The sequence below is a fragment of the Sphingobium sp. WR1 genome, from assembly GCF_059693745.1.
Genome location: NZ_JCATID010000004.1, coordinates 127798 through 145284, shown reverse-complemented (window position 1 = coordinate 145284; position 17487 = coordinate 127798). Strand labels below are relative to the sequence as shown.

General features: G+C 61.6%; 15 protein-coding genes and 1 pseudogene. 1 reads left to right on the top strand and 15 read right to left on the bottom strand.

All coding sequences use genetic code 11. The features are described from left to right. Positions 1-511: 511 nt before the first annotated feature. From AC58EF_RS07280 to AC58EF_RS07220, 13 genes and pseudogenes are all read right to left on the bottom strand, one after another. The gene (locus AC58EF_RS07280) at positions 512-2830 is read right to left on the bottom strand and encodes a xanthine dehydrogenase family protein molybdopterin-binding subunit (RefSeq protein WP_497275645.1); all 2319 of its coding nucleotides are present in this window, start codon (positions 2828-2830) and stop codon (positions 512-514) included. Further along, positions 2827-3813: an FAD binding domain-containing protein gene (locus AC58EF_RS07275; RefSeq protein WP_497275644.1), complete on the bottom strand. Its 987-nt coding sequence runs from the start codon at positions 3811-3813 to the stop codon at positions 2827-2829. The genes AC58EF_RS07280 and AC58EF_RS07275 overlap by 4 nt, the downstream gene beginning before the upstream one ends. Further along, positions 3810-4331 (bottom strand): 2Fe-2S iron-sulfur cluster-binding protein, encoded by a 522-nt coding sequence (locus AC58EF_RS07270; RefSeq protein WP_497275642.1) that lies wholly within the window; start codon positions 4329-4331, stop codon positions 3810-3812. Before AC58EF_RS07270 ends, AC58EF_RS07275 begins: the two co-directional genes overlap by 4 nt. 72 nt (positions 4332-4403) lie before the next feature. Next, positions 4404-4835, bottom strand: a complete 432-nt coding sequence (locus AC58EF_RS07265; protein ID WP_497275640.1) for a MarR family winged helix-turn-helix transcriptional regulator — start codon at positions 4833-4835, stop codon at positions 4404-4406. Between the two features lie 280 nt (positions 4836-5115). Next, positions 5116-5250, bottom strand: a pseudogene (locus tag AC58EF_RS07260) (IS5/IS1182 family transposase); the annotation flags it as partial. 24 nt (positions 5251-5274) lie between these two features. Beyond that, on the bottom strand, positions 5275-6042 hold the full coding sequence (locus tag AC58EF_RS07255; protein ID WP_497275639.1) for a response regulator transcription factor: 768 nt from the start codon (positions 6040-6042) through the stop codon (positions 5275-5277). 3 nt (positions 6043-6045) lie between these two features. Beyond that, entirely contained in the window at positions 6046-6663 is a 618-nt protein-coding gene (locus AC58EF_RS07250) for an RrF2 family transcriptional regulator (protein ID WP_497275637.1), read from the bottom strand. Between the two features lie 483 nt (positions 6664-7146). Continuing rightward, complete coding sequence (locus AC58EF_RS07245; RefSeq protein ID WP_497275635.1) at positions 7147-9252, bottom strand: ATP-binding protein; 2106 nt, start codon at positions 9250-9252, stop codon at positions 7147-7149. Continuing rightward, complete coding sequence (locus tag AC58EF_RS07240) at positions 9242-9649, bottom strand: response regulator transcription factor (protein WP_497275633.1); 408 nt, start codon at positions 9647-9649, stop codon at positions 9242-9244. The genes AC58EF_RS07245 and AC58EF_RS07240 overlap by 11 nt, the downstream gene beginning before the upstream one ends. 210 nt (positions 9650-9859) lie before the next feature. Next, a complete protein-coding gene (locus tag AC58EF_RS07235; protein WP_497275631.1) occupies positions 9860-10534 on the bottom strand; it encodes a TetR/AcrR family transcriptional regulator in 675 nt (224 codons plus the stop codon). 4 nt (positions 10535-10538) lie between these two features. Beyond that, the gene (locus AC58EF_RS07230; RefSeq protein WP_497275629.1) at positions 10539-11969 is read right to left on the bottom strand and encodes an efflux transporter outer membrane subunit; all 1431 of its coding nucleotides are present in this window, start codon (positions 11967-11969) and stop codon (positions 10539-10541) included. Next, entirely contained in the window at positions 11966-13570 is a 1605-nt protein-coding gene (locus tag AC58EF_RS07225; protein ID WP_497275627.1) for an MFS transporter, read from the bottom strand. Before AC58EF_RS07225 ends, AC58EF_RS07230 begins: the two co-directional genes overlap by 4 nt. Next, positions 13567-14592, bottom strand: coding sequence for an HlyD family secretion protein (locus AC58EF_RS07220; RefSeq protein ID WP_497275625.1), 1026 nt, complete (start codon positions 14590-14592; stop codon positions 13567-13569). The genes AC58EF_RS07225 and AC58EF_RS07220 overlap by 4 nt, the downstream gene beginning before the upstream one ends. On the opposite strand from AC58EF_RS07220, the gene AC58EF_RS07215 reads away from it, so the two are divergent. After that, positions 14591-15328: a TetR/AcrR family transcriptional regulator C-terminal domain-containing protein gene (locus AC58EF_RS07215; protein WP_497275624.1), complete on the top strand. Its 738-nt coding sequence runs from the start codon at positions 14591-14593 to the stop codon at positions 15326-15328. The genes AC58EF_RS07220 and AC58EF_RS07215 overlap by 2 nt on opposite strands. 238 nt (positions 15329-15566) lie before the next feature. On the opposite strand, the gene AC58EF_RS07210 is transcribed toward AC58EF_RS07215, so the two are convergent. Both AC58EF_RS07210 and AC58EF_RS07205 read right to left on the bottom strand, forming a co-directional pair. After that, positions 15567-16481: an MBL fold metallo-hydrolase gene (locus AC58EF_RS07210; RefSeq protein ID WP_497275622.1), complete on the bottom strand. Its 915-nt coding sequence runs from the start codon at positions 16479-16481 to the stop codon at positions 15567-15569. Positions 16482-17058: 577 nt separating this feature from the next. Continuing rightward, on the bottom strand, positions 17059-17463 hold the full coding sequence (locus tag AC58EF_RS07205) for a hypothetical protein (protein WP_497275621.1): 405 nt from the start codon (positions 17461-17463) through the stop codon (positions 17059-17061). Positions 17464-17487 lie beyond the last annotated feature (24 nt).

Genomic DNA, 17487 nt, shown 5'->3' with positions numbered 1-17487 from the left:
GAATTAACTCGCCGAGACCCTCAAATGCCGATAGCTCACCATGTTAACGCAAACGTTTGTTGAGATGCCTTCACGTTGCGAAGTTTGTCGCTCGAGTCGCCCACCTTAGGTGTTAGTCCCGGTATTTGATGGTGCATTATTGAGCCAGGAATGGAATGGGCCAGATTTTTCATGGGAGCGCCCGCACGACAGCGGCGGTCCATAGTCAAGAGAGCCTGAGGGTCTTGGCGAAGCGCTATGGCGTCAACTAGAAGACCGTCGCGAAGTGGAAGAGGCGCACGGCGGTCAAGTCATCGAGCCGGTCGCGCGGGTCGTCGAGCGCATCGTCGAGGAAGCGCCCAGGGCAGAGGCCGGAGAAAGCGCGTGGCGACGAGGATGGATGGTAATGCGAAATCAGATGGAAAATGGGGATTGCTCCAGTGGCGATGATGAGGCGCGGCGCGGCAAGCGGGTGCCTGCGCCCTCCGGACTGACATGGAGCCTTAGAGGAAGGCAGTCACGGCTCTCCCCTTCAATCCGGCAAAAGCTTGTCCAGCGTGATCGGTAGGTCGCGCACGCGCTTGCCGGTTGCATTGAACACGGCGTTCGCCACCGCCGCGCCGACCCCGGTGATACCGATCTCCCCGATGCCGCGTGCGCCCAGCGGCGACCGGGGATCGGGGATGCCGGTCCACATCACATCGATCTGCGGCACGTCCAAATGGGTGGGAATATGATAATCGGCGAGCGATGCATTCATGACCCTGCCGCTGCGCTCATCGAACAATGTCTCTTCCGTAAGGGCCAGCCCGAGGCCCATGATCATGCCGCCCCGAAACTGGCTAGCTGCCGTTTTGGGATTAAGGATCGTGCCGCAATCGAAGGAGCCGAGCAGCCGATCGACGCGCACCTCTCCGGTCACGTCGCTGACGCGCAGTTCGCAGAAGATGGCGGACGTGCTGTGCATCGCGAATTTGAACATTTCGAGCGGCACGCTGCCTGCGGCCGTCACCGTAACCTCTCCGCGCGCGGCGCGATCGAGGATCGACCGGAAACTCTCACATCGGATCGGATCGGCGATGCTCGCTATGCCTTCGTTGATCAGATGAACTTCGCCCGCGCGTAGACCGGCCAGAGGGCTGGCGTTGCCGGCCAGACGCAGCAGTTCCTCGATCAGCTTGTCCGAAGCCGCGATAATCGCCCCGGCGACTGACGCCGTCTGGGACGATCCGCCCGCCATGGGTGCTGCGGGTAGGTCCGAATCGCCCAGCTCGAAACTGATGGCCTCGAGCGGAAGCCCCAGCCGGTCGGCCGCATGCTGCACCTGCACCGTGGCCGTGCCCATCCCCATTTCCTGCGCGGAACAGGCGATGATTGCCGACCCGTCGCTCCGCAGCGTGATGCGGACATTGGCACCCGGCATGCGCGCATACGGGAAGCTGCCCGTCGCGCAACCCATGCCGATCCGCCATTCGCCCTCACGCTGCGATCCCGGTTCCCCATCTCGCCGGTCCCAGCCGAACCGCTTGGCGCCATCGGTGAAGGCCTGTGCCAGGGCATGTTGGGAAAAGGGCGTGCCGGAAACCGGATGCCGATCTGCGATGTTGCGCAACCGCAGATCGAGCGGGTCGATTCTCATATCATGCGCCAGCTCATCGACCGCGCTCTCGATCGCGAAGGTGCCGATCGCTTCGCCCGGCGCGCGCATGAAGGTGTTGGGCACGATGTCGAGATCGACATGACGCTGGAGGAACTCGCAGCTCTTTGCGTCATAGAGCGCGCGTGACCCAAGCGTATACTGCTCCGGGCAAGCGCCATAAGGTGGCATCACCGAATAACCGCTATGGATCAGTGCGGTGAACTTGCCCGCTGCGTCCGCGCCGATGGCGACGCGTTGTTCGGATGGAGTCCGGCCGCCGATGATGCGGTAGACGCCCTCGCGACTGAGCGTCAGCCGGACCGGCCGACCGACCATCCGCGCTACGGCAATCGCGACGATTTGGTGATCCCACATGCCCTTGCCGCCAAAGCCGCCACCGACCAAGGGCGAGAGGACGCGAACCTGCTCCTTCTTGAGGCCAAAAAGCTTGGCTATCGCGGTGGCACTGGGCGCGACCATCTGCGTCGTATCGTGCACCAGCAGGGAGTCGCCTTCCCATATGGCGGTGACCGTGTGGAGTTCAATCGCATTGTGATTGTGCGACGGCGTGCGATACAGATTGTCTACCTTATGGACCGACCGCACCAGTTCACGCTCGGCATTGCCGATCGAGACATGGTTCTTCTCGAACAGGACCGAAGCGGGGGTCCGGGCATCGGCCTTGGCATCCTCGAACACGGTCTTCGCCGGTTCCGCCGTATAGTCGATGGCGATCAGCGATGCGGCATGGTCAGCCTGCTCCTGCGTCTGCGCGATCACCGCCGCGACGATCTGGCCGTTATAATGGACCTGCGCGTCCTGCAGGATCGGCAGATTGCTGTTCCCGACAGCCGACATGTCGCTTATCCCGATCAGGGGAAGCGTGCCCAGGCGCGGCATGTTCCGGTGCGTCACGATCAGAATCACGCCGGCTGCAGCCTCTGCCGCGGCGGTGTTCAGCCGCGCGATCCTGCCGCGTGTGATCGGACTATGAACCAGCGCTGCATAGGAGAGATTCTCCGCCGTCACTTCGGCGGCGAACTGCGCCTCGCCAGTGACTTTGAGCGGTCCGTCGAGCCGCGATGCCTGCCGCCCGATCGCGGCTCTGCGTTCGATGAGCGGGTCGGGAGTGCCGCCCGGCAGCCAGCCTGCTGGCACCCAGCCGATGACGGTCCTGACCGAGCCGATCACGGCATTCTGGATCTTGGTCATTGGGCGTCTCCAGCGAGTTCGACGAGCATGGCCCGCAGGGTTCGCTTAGCCAGTCCGCGCTTGAAACCATTGCCAGGCAGCAGCGCGGCCTCGGCAAATTCCGCCTCGAACGCTGCCTCAATCTCGGGCAGGGACAGGCGCGCGCCGCGCAGCGCCTCCTCGATCCGGCTCGCGCGCCATGGCTTGGGCGCGATGCCGCCGAACGCGACACGGATATCGTCGATCCTGCCATCGCGCATGATCAACCCCGCCGCGATCGAGACAAGGGCAAAGGCATAGCTCGCCCGGTCGCGCACCTTGCGATAGGCGGAGCGGGCCGCAAATGGGGACGGCGGAAGCGCGATCGCAACAATGATCTCCGCCGGATCGAGCATGGTTTCGATATCGGGCCGCTCATCGGGCAGGCGATGGAACGCGACCAGCGGGACGACACGCTCGCCACCTGGACCCGCGATATGCACCTGGGCATCAAGCGCGGCGAGCGCAACGCACATATCCGATGGATGAGTGGCGATGCAGGTGGCCGAACCGCCCAAAATCGCATGATAGCGGTTGAAGCCGCCGATCGCGTCGCACCCGCTGCCCGGCACCCGTTTGTTGCAGCGCGCGCCGGCCACATCGTTGAAATACATGCACCGGGTTCGCTGCATCAGGTTGCCACCCATGGTCGCCATATTGCGGACTTGGGCCGATGCACCGGCCAGAATGGCGCGCGACAGCATGGGATAGTGGGAACGCACCTGCGGATGCGCCGCGACCGCGCTGTTGCGCGCGGCTGCGGCGATGACGAGGCCACCGTCGTCCGACTGATTGATCCTCTCTGACAAGGCCGTCACGTCAACCAGCCGCGACGGCGTTTCCACTCCCTTACGCATCAAGTCGACCAGATTGGTGCCCCCGCCAAGCAGGCGAGCACCTTCAACGCGGCCCATATGCACGGCGTCGGAAACCGACGCAGCGCGAGCATAGGTGACAGGGTTCATGGCCGATGTTCCCCCGCAGCTTCGAGACCGGCAACTTCAAGAATCGCGTCTATGATCCCGTTATGGGCGCCACAGCGGCACAGATTGCCGCTCATCCGTTCCTGCACTTCGCCCCGCGATAGAGTGATATGGTCCGCCGCGAGATCGGCGGTGACATAGCTCGGCATGCCGGCGGCGACTTCTTCCAGCATGGCTGTAGCCGCACAGATCTGACCCGGCGTGCAATAGCCACACTGGAAGCCGTCATGCGTGATGAAGGCGGCTTGCAGGGGATTCAGCGCCTCGGGAGTGCCCAGCCCCTCGATCGTCGTGACGGATCGCCCGTCCGCCTGCGCCGCCAGAGTGAGACAGGACAGGACACGTTTCCCATCGAGCAGGACAGTGCAGGCTCCGCAAGCCCCCTGATTGCAGCCGACCTTGGTGCCGGTCAGGTGCAGTTGCTCGCGCAACATATCAAGCAGAGAGACCCGGGCATCTCCTGGCAGCGGAAAATCCTGGCCGTTGACCGTTATCGACATGGGGCATGCTCCTCGTTCGACGCATGTGCGCGACAGTTCGCTGCCATTAAGATAAAACGAAATTCGTATTATTCAATCATCGTTATATACGATTTTCGAGATCATGGCGATGAACTGATCACGCTCCTGGGGCAGCAACCGGTCCAGCATCAGCCGATACAGGTTCCGGTACATTTTACGCTGGACCATAACATAAGCCTGGCCCTCGTCGGTAAGTTCCAATGCGACGGCCCGGCGATCCTCTTCAACCCGGGCGCGCTTGAGAAAGCCACGCTTGACCAGACGGTCGGTAGCCGATGAAATCGTTGTATTGGGCGTACCCACAAACCGCGCCACGTCGCTTGGCCCGCAGGCAGGATGTTGTGCCACATAGAAAAGCGTTTGCTTGTCAAGTTCGTTCAGCGGCTTTTCCCCGCTGATCGCTTCGGCGAGCTTATACCGACGCGTAAAGGTTTCGAACGCGGAGCCCAGCGTGGCGAGTTGGTCATCGGTCGGCTTGGTCATGGCAATCGCATAACGCGCCAAGCCTGCTTATGACTAGACGGTCTGGCGTATAACTTTGTCACCAAAACTGGATTCCAGTCCCATGGGCGGGATCGACCAAGGCTGCGTATAACCATTCCGCTGCAATCGAAATGAACAATGCTGGAGTCGGGGCTGCTCTCTTCGCGCAGCAAAAATCCATGACGATGCTCTCGGGATCAAGCTCGCGCGATGGAACTCGCCATCGATGTTTTTGCGCAGCGTCGGACCCTTCCAAGACGCTCAGCCGCCAATTTTTGACCGCCAGGTGCCGATGGTCCGCTTTCCGCTCACGACTGCGGGTTGCCCATGTAAATGACCGTTCGACGACCCAACAACGCGGCAAGAGAACGAAGCCGCGTTTGCCTTCGGGCAGCTTCATGACCTCCAGGGAGACGCGAAGATGTTGAAATTTCTGGACTTAGCCGCCACGAATTTCTGGCGCGCAACGGAATTGTGGCGGGAGTGTCTGCCACGCATGTACCAGGTTCGCTACGAATTGCGCGTTCATCTTCTTCATGACGCTGCTGCGATGAAGCTTCACGGTGATCTCGGTGATCCCCAGTTCATACGCGATCTGCTTGTTGAGGGCGCCCGCCACCACTGCGTGCATGACCTGTCGTTCGCGTGGCGTAAGAGAGCTGTAGAGTGCGACATTGCGGTTGGTGAGCACGGCGGCGTCTCGCTGTTCACGATCCGCTGCGATAGCCCTGTTCACTGCGTCCAACAGCGTCTGGTCCCGGAACGGCTTGGTCAGAAATTCCACCGCACCAGCCTTCATCGCCTGAACGGTCATGGGGATGTCGCCGTGCCCTGTCAGGAAGATAATTGAAGCCGAGATTCCATCGGCGGAAAGTTGCGCTTGGAAGTCCAGGCCATTCAAGCCCGGCATACGGACGTCGAGAATGATGCAGCCCGGTCGCTCAAGGATGTCAGTGCCCGAGAGATCTCGAGGAGAGGCGTATCCCGCTACGTCGATGTTGACCGAGGCCAGGAGGTCGCAGATCGCGTGGCGGACATCGTCGTCGTCGTCGATCACGATCACGCGCGGCTGAGCCTCCTCGATGATACAGGACGTGTCTTTCTCAATAGCCGAGTCCGTCGACTTGGCAGGTGGAGACGCCTGACCTTGTGTGGGGAAATCCCGCTGCGCGTTAAGCAGTGATGAGCCAAGGTCTGAATGCGTCATTGTTCAACTCCCCTGTGATCGCCGCTTGGCACCATCCCTGATCGCGGCAATACGAGTCCGCTCTCTGTCCGCCGTGCGATCGTCAAGCCATTGCCCAAACTCGGCACTGAACGTCGGAGGCGCCTTGCGCCCCACTGCGTTCGCGATATCCAGAAGCGTAGTCTCCGCCATCTCCTTGCGCATGTTCTTCTCGGCACGCAGCATGACGGCATGGATTGAGCAAAAACCGCGGCTCGCCCAGGCTGGCGGATCATCGCCAAACAAGGGGCATCTCAACCGCACCTCCTTACAGTCGAACAGCCGTTTTCCGCCGTCGACCGCGTCAACGACGTCGAGAACGGTGATCGTATCAGCAGATCTGGCCAATCGATAACCGCCGGCGACGCCAGTTTGGGCCGAAAGCAGGCCGGCCTTTTCGAGCTTGGGCAGCAGCTTTGCGACCAATGCCGGCGAGACTCCCGTCAACTCGGCGAGATCACGACTGCTGGCTGGCGTGTCTCGCTGGGGCACCAGCCAGAGAAGGCAATGAAGGGCGTATTCGACAGCCGCTCCATATAGGCTGACAACGGCGCGACCGTCGTCAGTCGGAGATGCGGGCGTATCGCGGGATAGCGCTTTCATAACACAACCCATATAGATCCATGTTAAAATTGTCTACCGCCGATAAGCGCTACGACAACGGAAATCACGGTCTCAGGGCTGGGAATTTCTTGACATTTGTACAGCTGCCTGGGTCGATCGAATATATTGTTACGGGCGCAGCAATAGGCAGCCGTCCCGTTCGCGTGATGCGCCCAAGTCTCATCGATCACCCGCCCTACATCATCCGCAACGACGTTAGCCCTCTTCATCACAAGCTGGATGATCGGGCTCGCGAGCAATTCTTCGAGGGTCGGTAGGGGGCGGTTGCCGAAGATTCATGCAACCTCCCCCTACCGGCATCAACTATTCCGATCCGGCAGATTGGCCGCCCGTAGGCCCTTGGCTATTGCGACTGGACGCCGGGTGCCTGACATCCGTCTGGCGCCTATGAAGCTTTGCCATCAAGAGGGGAGACTCTGCCCGATAAAGTTATTCCGCAGCGCGAGCCACTGGGATATCCCGTCAATGCTCGGAGTGTAGATCTTGCCGCGGGCCGTCTCCGTCAGCCTCATTCTGGACTTCCGAGCGCGGCAAGACAACGCGAAATTCCGCGCCTCCCTCCGGCCGATTGGATACCGACAATGTCCCCCCATGCGCCGCTACGATAGACTGGCATATCGCAAGGCCGATACCCATGCCCTGATCCTTGGTCGTGAAAAATCCATCAAAGATGCGGCCCAGATTATCGGTCGGAATACCCGGACCGTTGTCGCGCAAGCTGAAGACAAGAGCGCCGGCTCCATCGATTTCGGTCGACACCATTATCTCGCCATCGCCCCGGCCTTCGATCGCCTGCACCGCATTCATCAACAGGTTCACCACGACCTGTTGGAGTTGGACGCGGTCGCCGATGATGGGCGGAAGCCTCCGCGCATAGGAAGCGGCTACCCGAATATTACGGATCTCGATCTCGTGGCGAACGAAGAGCAGGCTTTCCTCAACAACCTCGTTGAGAGGAAGCGGAACGGGTTGGGGGGCGTGCTTCACTGCCATCTCGCGAACGCGCTGAACGATATCGCCCGCGCGGCGCGCGCTTGCAACGATCCGCACCGTCAACTCCTTTGCCTTTTCAATATTTGGTTCTTTTCGCGACAACCAGCGCAGGCTCGTCTCCGCATTGGTCGTGATCGCGGCGAGTGGCTGGTTAACCTCATGCGCGATCGAGGTTGTCATTTCACCGAGCGTGGCGACGCGCGCGGCATGCGCAAAATCAGCCTGGATCTGGCGCAGGTCGGATTCCATTTTCAGCCTCTCCGTCACATCGGTCATGCTGAAGATGGTTACGTCGAGTTCGGCCCGCAGCTTTGGATAGGTAACCGAGAAATGCACATCGAGAAGCCGTCCATCGAGCGAACGAACTTTGATCAGTTCGCTATAATTCTGCTCGTTATTGAAGCGGCCAACCATTACGCGACGCAGCGCATCGGGCGTCTCGGTGAACAAGTAACCCACCGGCCGCATAAGATCGTATATTGTCGCACCGCCGAATAGTTCAACTGCGCTGCGATTGACATCCGTGACCGGAACCGTGTCGGCGCTGAGCCGGATTAACTCGGGATGTTCGTCGAGATAGGCATCGAAGTCACGAACACCCTTCGCATAAAGGTCGGCGTAAATATTTCGCATATGGCTCGCATCGACCTGCCACAGCGCGACCGGCATATAATAGACAAGCTTGCGGTAGCGCGCCTCGCTCGCACGCAGATAAAGATAGGATCGATCGTCATCGGCTGTGCCATTAGCTGCGGCAAATACTCTATTGGGACGCCCACCGGCCTCTGGCAACCAAACCGTCAAAAGCGGGTCACGCAAAATTCCGTCCGATGGAAGCTGGCGCCGGTAAGTCCTGTCGGCCGTTCCGCCGGCCACGGCTTGAGCGATGAGTTCGGCCAGTGCCGAGCGGGCCTCGATCGGCCAGAAAACTGCGATCGATTGACCGATCATCGTCTCTCGCCCACGATTGCCCCCGACCAGCCGTGCAGCACGTTCATTGACATCGATAATCCGCGTTGCCTGCACTATCTCGTGTGCGAGCATCGTGAGTCGCTCTTGATCCGCGGTCAAGCCGGCGCTACGCAAGACCTCGATCTCGGTGATCCAGCGCAATGCGCCCGCGATGTCCAACTCCCAACTCGCCGCCATCAATCGGTCTGGCATGTGCCAGTCGGCGCCATCTTCCGAACCATCCTTTGACGACCGCCGCCCATACTCAACGATGTCGCGCGGACTGCCCTCCCCATCGAATCGAACATACTGCCGAACGTCAGCAATGACTGTCGCTCCCGAGGATGTCCGCCGGATGACCGTTCCTTGCCAAACACCTTCCAGCATTAGCAGGCGCCAATGCTCGTTTCCGCCGGCGGTAGGTTCTGACAGATTCCTGATATCTTGACCGAGCATTGCAAGGGCCGGCCAGCCGTAGAGCACTTCCGATGCGGGGTTCCAATATTGGATGGAGCCCGTCGTGTCGAAGATGATGACACTTTCCGACACAAGGTCTGCGATGTCAGGCTCGCACGAAGCAGTGGAGGCCATTGGAGAGGCGCCGTCCGGCGCCTTATCGCTCATCCCAATATTCCTCTGGCCAAAGATAGTCCCCTCCCGCCAAAGCGGACTGCAGATGACCCAGCAAGACATCGTCGGTAACCGGTTTCATCAGCCATGCCATGATGCCAAGTTCGAACGCTCGATTGCGATCACGCTCGTTGCTGACTGATGTCAGGACAATCGTGGGAAACGCCGGATCGATCGTGCGAAGCCGATCAAGCAGGTCGATTCCACTCATCCCGGGCATTCGGATATCGGTGACCAAGGCGTCAAAGCCGCTTGCGGGATAGGTCGCCAGAAAGGCAGATGCGCTGCCGAAGCAACGGCACGTGAGCCCGGTCGACATCAGCAACTCGCAAAGCGCTTCGCTAATTTCTTCGTCATCATCGACAATCGCGACGAGCGGAATCTTGGCCACGCGCTTGAACTCTCTTTCATAGACTTCGACAGTCTATGCCACTGTCGCTTACAAGGCACGGCATTGTAATTATACGAAGGATTAGGAAGGTTGGATTTCTCACAGTTCGAGGCGCAATTCCCCCAGATTCGTATCAATTCGCCGATTGATGGGCCTGTATCTTCATCATGAGAGCTTTGCCTTCTGCGCGCAAGGAAGCCGAGTTGCGACTCATTTCCTTTCTCCATCGGCCGCGAACCGCTTACCTCCGTCCGGGCGCAGCATTTCTTTGAGAAGATCGAGCGCGGTTTGCGCGCGCACCGTGGTCCGGGCGCCTGGCGGCTCGATCGCCCAGAACAGCCTCTGCTGATCCGAGCCGAGGCAAAGCGTGATGACGAGTTCAGCGGTTCGACGAGGATCGCCGCGACGAAGCGTTCCGTCCGCCATGTGCGATATGAAAAAGCCGGCAAGCGTCGTTTCGGCGGCGCTGATCAATCGATCGTAAAGCATTTGTCCAGCCGCCGCGCGTCCGGTCGCACCAGCCACCTGACGTTGGAGTTTCAAGGCGGCTGGCGTCGACATCGACGCGATAAAGGCCTCGATGAAGGAGCCGAGAATTGCGAATGCTTCGCCTGGATGGCCGAGGACCGCAAAGGTTTCAACGTGGAATGTCGCAGTCTCGTTGTCGACAAAAGCGTCAAACAGATCGTCCTTGGACCCAAAATGCCCCCACAGCGTGGCCTTCGAGCCGCCGACTTCCGCCGCAATGGCCGACATCGACGTAGCGGCATGTCCACACGTCAAAAAATGGCGCCGCGCAACCGCCAGGATGCGGCGGCGCTGCGCCGCCCGACGCGCAACGACGCGACTCTTGCCGCTTTCCCCAGAGATGGCCTGCAGAGGCATGGGATCAGGACACGGTAGTTTCGACTGCTTCCCACCCGCCGCCGAGTGCCTTGTAGAGCGCCGCGAGTTGCTGGAGTCGTGCCGCCCGTGCCTGGATCAGCATCCGGTCGGCTGCGGTATAAGCGACCTGCGCCTGGAGCAGTGCGGTCAAATCTTCCTCACCCGCCGCATAGCGCCGCCGCATCAGTTCGACCGCCTCAGCGGCGGCGGCGTGCGCCGCTTGACGCTCCTCCTGCACGAAACCCGCTGCTGCATAACGATTGATCGTCGTTTCGCTGTCGGCAAGTGCGCTCAGCACCGCGCGTTCGTATCGCGCCGTGGCTGCGTCGGCGCGCGCATCGGCTGCGCGGATCTGCGCGCGGATGCGACCACCTGAAAAGATCGGCCAGTGCAATGACGGCCCGACCTGGAAGCGAAAGCTGTTGCCGGAAAAAAGATCGCCCAGTGTCTGAGCCTCTAGCCCGATCCCGCCGAGCAGCGAAAAACGCGGAAAAAGCTCTGCCGTCGCCACACCGACCTCTGCCGTCGAGGCAGCGAGGTCGCGCTCGGCCTGCCGGATGTCGGGCCGCCGCCGCAACAGGTCCGATCGCAGCCCGACGGCGATTTCGGCATCGACGGCCGGAAGCAGGCCGGGGTCGCGCAGTCGCGCGTGCAGCACCTCCGGCGGTTGTCCCACCAATAGCGCGATACGGAAGGCCGCTGCGGCCGCATCGCTGTCATAAGCGGGGATCGCGGCGGCAGTCCCCCGCGCCAGCGTTTCGGCACGCACCAGCTCGACGCGCGATGCAAGTCCGACGCGCAGGCGATCGGCGATCAGCCGAGCGATATCGGACTGCGCTCGCGCATCGACGGCGGCGCTGGCCTTGAGCGCCTGCGCCGTCCGAAGGTCGACATAGGATCGCACAACCTCGGCGATGGCCTGCATGACGACCGCGCGACGTCCTTCTTCGGCCACTTCTACGCGCGCCTCGGCGCTTTCGATGGCGCGTCGCGTGCTGCCCCACAGGTCGATTTCCCACGAGGCGTCGAACCCCATGTCGTAGATCGACAGATTGCGGCCGAGCCCAGGCACCTTCCCGACCGGCAAAAGGCCGTTCTCGCTGAGGCGGTTTTCGGTTGCGCTTGCGGATACGCTCGCCTGCGGCAACTCCCGACCGACAACCGCGTCGCGATTGGCGCGCGCCTCGCGCAGCCGGGCACCGGCTTCCTCGAGATCCTTGTTGCCCGCGATCGTTGCATCGACCAGTTCGGTCAGCAAGGGATCGTTGAAGCTGCGCCACCACGCGCCATCGACCGCCTCACTGCTGACCTGGCCGATCCATGCCTCGCCGACCGTGACTTCGGGCCGCATATAATCCGGACCGACCGTCGTGCAGCCTGCGAGGCAGAACGCTGCAAGCGCAGCGGCGAAGGCGAAATATCGGGGCTGTGTCATGAACTTGCCTCTGCTGGAACGGGTTTGTGCTTGCCCATCGTCTTGGCGAGCAGGATCTTGAACGCGACGATGCAGGGTGCGCCGAAGACGAAGAGCAAGGCGACGAGGTTGAACGCAGTGTCGAAGGCGATCACCGCCCCCTGCCCACCGACGGCGCGACCAACCATCGCCGTGGCGGTCTTTGCCGCGGCCCCCGCCTCGACGCCGCGCGCGACGAGCAGGTTGGTCGTCGCTGCGATCCGTTCGGCGAGCGCGGGCGATCCCGCGTTGATCGCGGCGCCCAAAATCGTCTGATTGTGGACGACGCCATGATCGATGGAGGTCTGGAGCGCCGCAACGCCGATCAGCCCGCCAAGCTGGCGCCCGATATTGAAGATGCCGATGCCGAAGGCGACGCTCGCGGCGGGCAATTTGCTGAACGCGATCAAGTTGATCGACAGGAAGAGAAAGCCGAGCCCGAAACCGCGCAGCAGCACCGCTGGCATCATGTCCGCGCTGCCGCTTTCGGCATTGGAGCCCGAGAGCATCCACATCGCGATCATGATCGACAGGATGCCGAAGGGGACCGTCGCGACCGGCGGCAATCCGCGAGCCTGCATCATGTAAGCGGCGAACAGCAGCGTCGCGAGAAAGCAGGCACCGCTCGGCAGCAGCAACGCGCCGGCCTCGGTCGGGGTGAAGCCGAGCACCGAAACCGCGAAGCCGGGGATCAGGAAGGCGCTGCCGAACAGCGCGGCGCCCGCCACGAAGCTGACGAAGAAGGCGAAGGCGAAATCCTCGGTCCGGAACGTCGAAAGGTCGAGCAGGGCATCTGACCGCGCCCGGAATTGCCGAATGGCGAGGATGATGAGGCCGATCACGGCGATGGCGGTCAGCCAGCCGATCCGGCTTGCTTCGAACCAGTCCCAGCGGCTCCCCTGCATCAGCACATAGGTTGCGCAAAGCATGGCGGCGGCGAACGCGAGCAGGCTCATTCCGTCGAGCGGGCGCGGCGGCGCCGGCCGCGCCGGGGTCGGAGCGGCCATCATGAGCAGGCCCGCGCCTGCGAGTGACAAGGGCAGGACCCAGAAGAATATCGAGGTCCAGTCCCGCGCGTCGATCAGCCATCCCTCGAGCAAGGGCGCGACGGTCGCGGGCGCGACGGTCGCGCCCATTGCGAATATCGCCTGCAGGATCGGCTGGCGCGCCGCCGGGAAGTTCCAGAACAGGATCGCCTGCCCGCTGACAAGCAATGTGGCGCCTGCCAGTCCCTGAACGAGGCGAAGCATGATCAGCAGGTCGAGGTCAGCCGTCACGGCGGCCGCGGCGCACGCCGCGCCCATGACCAAAGTCGCGGCCAGCAGCACTTGCCGCGGATCGATCCGCGTCAGCAACCAGGGCGCCAACGCGAAACCGATGAGCTTGAGCGCGGTATAGCCGACGTCGAGCAAGGCGAACTCGTCAGGTGTCGCGTGGGTATCGCCGATGATATCGGCGCGGCCGAGCGACAATATGGTGCTCGCAACCGCCTCGGTGAGGCTCGCAAGCACGATGCCGGCGACGAGCAACCAGCCGGTCGTGGCCTCGGCGGGCGCCGCCTCGGAGACAGCAGCGGCGGTCATGACCGGCTACCGCGCATCACCTCGACCCGCGCCGAGAGGCCCGGGACGAGCCGCCCGGCAAGCGGATTTCCGCGCAGTCGGATCTTCACCGGCACGCGCTGGACGACACGGACGAAATTGCCCGTCGCATTGTCGGCCGGGATCAGTGCGAACGCGGACCCGCTGCCCGGCGCGAGGCTGTCGACGAAGCCGTCGAGCGCGACGCCGGGATAGCCATCGACGCGTATCCGCACCGCCTGCCCGGGCCGGATATGTTCAAGCTGGGTTTCCTTGAAATTGGCGACGACATAGAGGTCGCCGACCGGCACGATGTCCAGCAACGGTGCGCCCGGCGCGACCAGCCGACCGACGCGGATCTGGCGATTGCCGACCACACCTGCGATTGGCGCCCGGACGATCGTATTCTCCAGATCGATCTGCGCGAGATCGCGCGCTGCCTCTGCCTGCGCGACCGCCGCGACCGCCGCCTCGTGGTGCGTGCCGAGCAGGTCGATCCGCTGGCGCTGAGCATCAAGCGTTGCGTTCGATGCCGCCAACCCGGCCTGCGCACGCGTCTGGCCAGTGTCGCTTTCATCGACCTGCGCCTGGCTGACCGCGCCACCGTCGACCAACGCCTCCCGGCGGTCGCTGGTCTTGCGCGCGAGCACAAGATCTGCCGACGACGCGCGCCGCTGCGCCGCCGCCTGCCGCACCAATATATGCTGCAATCGAATATCCTCGGCGCTGCTCGCCAGACGTGCGTGCGCCGCTTGTACGTTGGCCTCGGCCTGCGCGAGCTTGGCGCGATAGTCGCGGTCGTCGATGCGGAAGAGAATATCGCCGGCCCTGACAGCCTGGTTATCGCGCACTTCGACCGCGACGATATAGCCCGCGACCTTGGGCGCCAGCGACGTGACGTCGCCACGCACATAGGCGTTGTCGGTCGCTGCGGCCTCTTCAGCCGCCGCCCACGCCCAACCGGCAACTCCGATCGCCACTGCGACGAAGATCAACAGCAGGCCGGCCTTTTTCCTTTTTGTCATGCTCGCCATGATCACTCCGGTAATATGCGTTACCATTGACTATTACGGTACTGATTATTACCAGTCAATGACGTTGAATGCAGAAGAAGGAGAATCCCGCGTGTCTGAGGTGACGAGCGGAAACCGGTCGAAAGTCGGGCGCGATGCGCTTCTGGCGGCCGCGGCGGTCATATTCTTTGAACAAGGCTATGCCGCCACTCGGATCGACGACATCATCGAGCGCACGGGCGGATCGAAGCGCAACATCTACAGCGAGTTCGGTAACAAGGAGGGATTGTTCGCCGCGATCGTTTCCGATCAGGCCGGCCGAGCGCTCAAAACGTTGAGCATCGACAATCCGGAAGGTCAGGAACTGAGGGACATGCTCCTCAACTTCGGACTGCAATTGATCGACATCTACATGTCGCCCGCGCTGCTCGGCGTCTATCGCATCGCAGTGACCGAACATGCCCGCTTTCCGGACCTTGTGCGGCAATTCTACGAGCTGGGGCCGGGTCTTGCGAGCCGGACGCTCGCCGACGTCCTCGCAGCCGCTCAGACGCGCGGCGAGATTGGCGCCTGCGACAGCCTTACCGCAGCGGATCATTTCGTGGGCATGATCCGCGGCAACGTGCACCTTCAGGTCGTCCTGGGCATAAGGTCTCCGCCAAAGGCCAAAGAACGGAGCGCGTTGACTATGTCCGCCGTCGATATTTTCCTCAACGGCGTTGGTTATCGCGCGGAGGCGGCTAGCTAGCCACAAGCGAAATGCGTTGCACCACCCCGCGACGATCCCCTCAACCAATGGTCGGGATGGACGGAGACGCGCGCAAAGTCGTGAATCTCGATAGGTCTGCATACTCCCTCTCCTTGAAAAGGGGGTGGTCGCCGCCCGAGAACGTGGGGGGAGGCGAGGGTCGTTCTCGGGCGGCGTGTCAGCAGGCGGCGCGCAATCTGTTTTGCGCAGTCGTTCACTCTGCTGAACCTCAATTCGGTCAGAACTCCCAATAGGCTGGCACCAGGCGGAAAACGTCGCCGGCGATGGCCACCCGACAGTAGGGGAAGGTGACGTGAGCGGCCACGATCAGTTCGCGGCTCGCCGCCAGCTCCCGCAGGAGGTTGATCCGGACGCGAACCGCGTCCTCGGGGTCGTGGTCAAACGCATTATACCAGTCGGGGCGGTCGAAATGGTCCTGGAATACGGCATCACCGAGGAACGTCATCCGGTCGCCGCCGGAGGCCAACTGGACCACGCTGTGCCCCGGCGTGTGGCCGCCGGTGCGCCGCACCACGACGCCCGGCGCCACCTCGTATTTGTCCTCGAACAGTCGCATCTGGTCACGATACTCGTCGGCGAACCGCTTGGCGGTCGCCGCCAGCACCTCCGACATCCCGGAAAAGCTGTTGCGCGAGAAATCGGGGGATTCCCAGAAGGCAAGCTCTGCGGCAGCCAAATGAATCGGCACGTCGGGGCGCAACCGGCCGCCCAGCCTGTCGGCGAGCAGCCCACCGACATGATCCACATGCATGTGGGTGATCACCACGTCAGTCACTGCTTCGAGGTCGATGCCAGCGGCGTCCAGGCGTCGGGCCAGCAGCCCCGCAGACTGCGGCAAGTCCGCCGGGAACTCGGCCCCGATCCCGGCATCGACGAGTATCGTCCGGCCGCCGCTACGGATCACGACCACGTTGAGCGGCCATTTAAAAGTTTCGGGTGGTTGCCGCATGTTGTCCAGCCAGGCGGCCAGCTCGGCCGGGTCGCTATTGGTCGCCAAGGTGGCGAACGGCAGCGGCAGAACACCGTCGCTGATGACAAGCACTTCGATCTCGCCCACCCGCAGCGCGTAACGCGACGGCACGAGATCTTGGACCTCCGATCCCCGTAGGATGGAGAAGGTGTCTTGTTTCATGTCTCGATCCTCCTGAATGACGCCTCAAACATGGCGTAAACGAGACTAGGTCGAGTGGCGCATTCAGTCCATTGGTATTAAAGTATCGTGTGAACCATACAAAAGTATAAGCTATAAATTTCAATAAAAAATCGTGCAATAAATCAATATTAACTTTAATTGCTGATAATATATCAGATTTATTGAGGTAATATAGATAAATTTCCATAATTTTAATTGTGAATATTATGGCCGATACCGGACTCGGCGCAGCACTCATCGTGCTGCACGGTCGGCCCGACATATCATGGGCGGCGTTTTCGCTGAGAGCATTATTGGGGACATCGTCCAGAGTATGAGGATGAATATGACCGCTTCTACCGGCGCTGCCGATCCGCGATCGTTGTCAGCCGCGACGCAATGACGACAGGCAATATTGGTATCGGCATGGCGGCAAAATGCGCATCGCCCAGAAGTTGCCGAAACCAGAGAAAGATCGCGACTAGAATGCCTCCGCCCAACATCCCAACCGCAAGGAAGCGGGCAAGGCGGGATAACGAAATCCCAGCCGGTGGCGACCCGCGCAGGTGCCTAGCCATCAACGCCTCTGGCCGAGCGCAACCAATTCGCTCGCTTCCTGCAAAGCCGAATCTGAAAAGCCGACCGTGCGTACCTTGGCAAATTCCTGGTCACTCAGCACACCACGTTCCACGCGCACCAGAATGCAATAGCGCCGCAATGCCTCCAGCCGGTCGTCCGCGAGTTGGTTTGGGGGAGAACTGCCACATATCCAGCCGAGGAACCGGATGAGCGCGCAAGGTGGCTCGATGCTGGAAGGATGATCGAACAGCGAAATCGCAACGACGCTTTGTTCCAACGCAGTCAACGAAGCCGAGTCCGGTTGGACCAGGTTGGTAGGATGATCCGGACAAAATCGGAAATCGCAGGCCAATTCGTTTGCAAAGTCCTCGCTATGCAATAGCTCCTGATTTTCGAGAAGCATCGGACTGTTCCTTTCATCAACGAG

Coding starts and splice junctions, on each gene's coding strand:
- AC58EF_RS07280 (WP_497275645.1), bottom strand. CDS start 2,830: ATGACCAAGATCCAGAATGCCGTGATCGGCTCGGTCAGGACCGTCATC.
- AC58EF_RS07275 (WP_497275644.1), bottom strand. CDS start 3,813: ATGAACCCTGTCACCTATGCTCGCGCTGCGTCGGTTTCCGACGCCGTG.
- AC58EF_RS07270 (WP_497275642.1), bottom strand. CDS start 4,331: ATGTCGATAACGGTCAACGGCCAGGATTTTCCGCTGCCAGGAGATGCC.
- AC58EF_RS07265 (WP_497275640.1), bottom strand. CDS start 4,835: ATGACCAAGCCGACCGATGACCAACTCGCCACGCTGGGCTCCGCGTTC.
- AC58EF_RS07255 (WP_497275639.1), bottom strand. CDS start 6,042: ATGACGCATTCAGACCTTGGCTCATCACTGCTTAACGCGCAGCGGGAT.
- AC58EF_RS07250 (WP_497275637.1), bottom strand. CDS start 6,663: ATGAAAGCGCTATCCCGCGATACGCCCGCATCTCCGACTGACGACGGT.
- AC58EF_RS07245 (WP_497275635.1), bottom strand. CDS start 9,252: ATGAGCGATAAGGCGCCGGACGGCGCCTCTCCAATGGCCTCCACTGCT.
- AC58EF_RS07235 (WP_497275631.1), bottom strand. CDS start 10,534: ATGCCTCTGCAGGCCATCTCTGGGGAAAGCGGCAAGAGTCGCGTCGTT.
- AC58EF_RS07230 (WP_497275629.1), bottom strand. CDS start 11,969: ATGACACAGCCCCGATATTTCGCCTTCGCCGCTGCGCTTGCAGCGTTC.
- AC58EF_RS07225 (WP_497275627.1), bottom strand. CDS start 13,570: ATGACCGCCGCTGCTGTCTCCGAGGCGGCGCCCGCCGAGGCCACGACC.
- AC58EF_RS07215 (WP_497275624.1), top strand. CDS start 14,591: ATGCTCGCCATGATCACTCCGGTAATATGCGTTACCATTGACTATTAC.
- AC58EF_RS07220 (WP_497275625.1), bottom strand. CDS start 14,592: ATGACAAAAAGGAAAAAGGCCGGCCTGCTGTTGATCTTCGTCGCAGTG.
- AC58EF_RS07210 (WP_497275622.1), bottom strand. CDS start 16,481: ATGAAACAAGACACCTTCTCCATCCTACGGGGATCGGAGGTCCAAGAT.
- AC58EF_RS07205 (WP_497275621.1), bottom strand. CDS start 17,463: ATGCTTCTCGAAAATCAGGAGCTATTGCATAGCGAGGACTTTGCAAAC.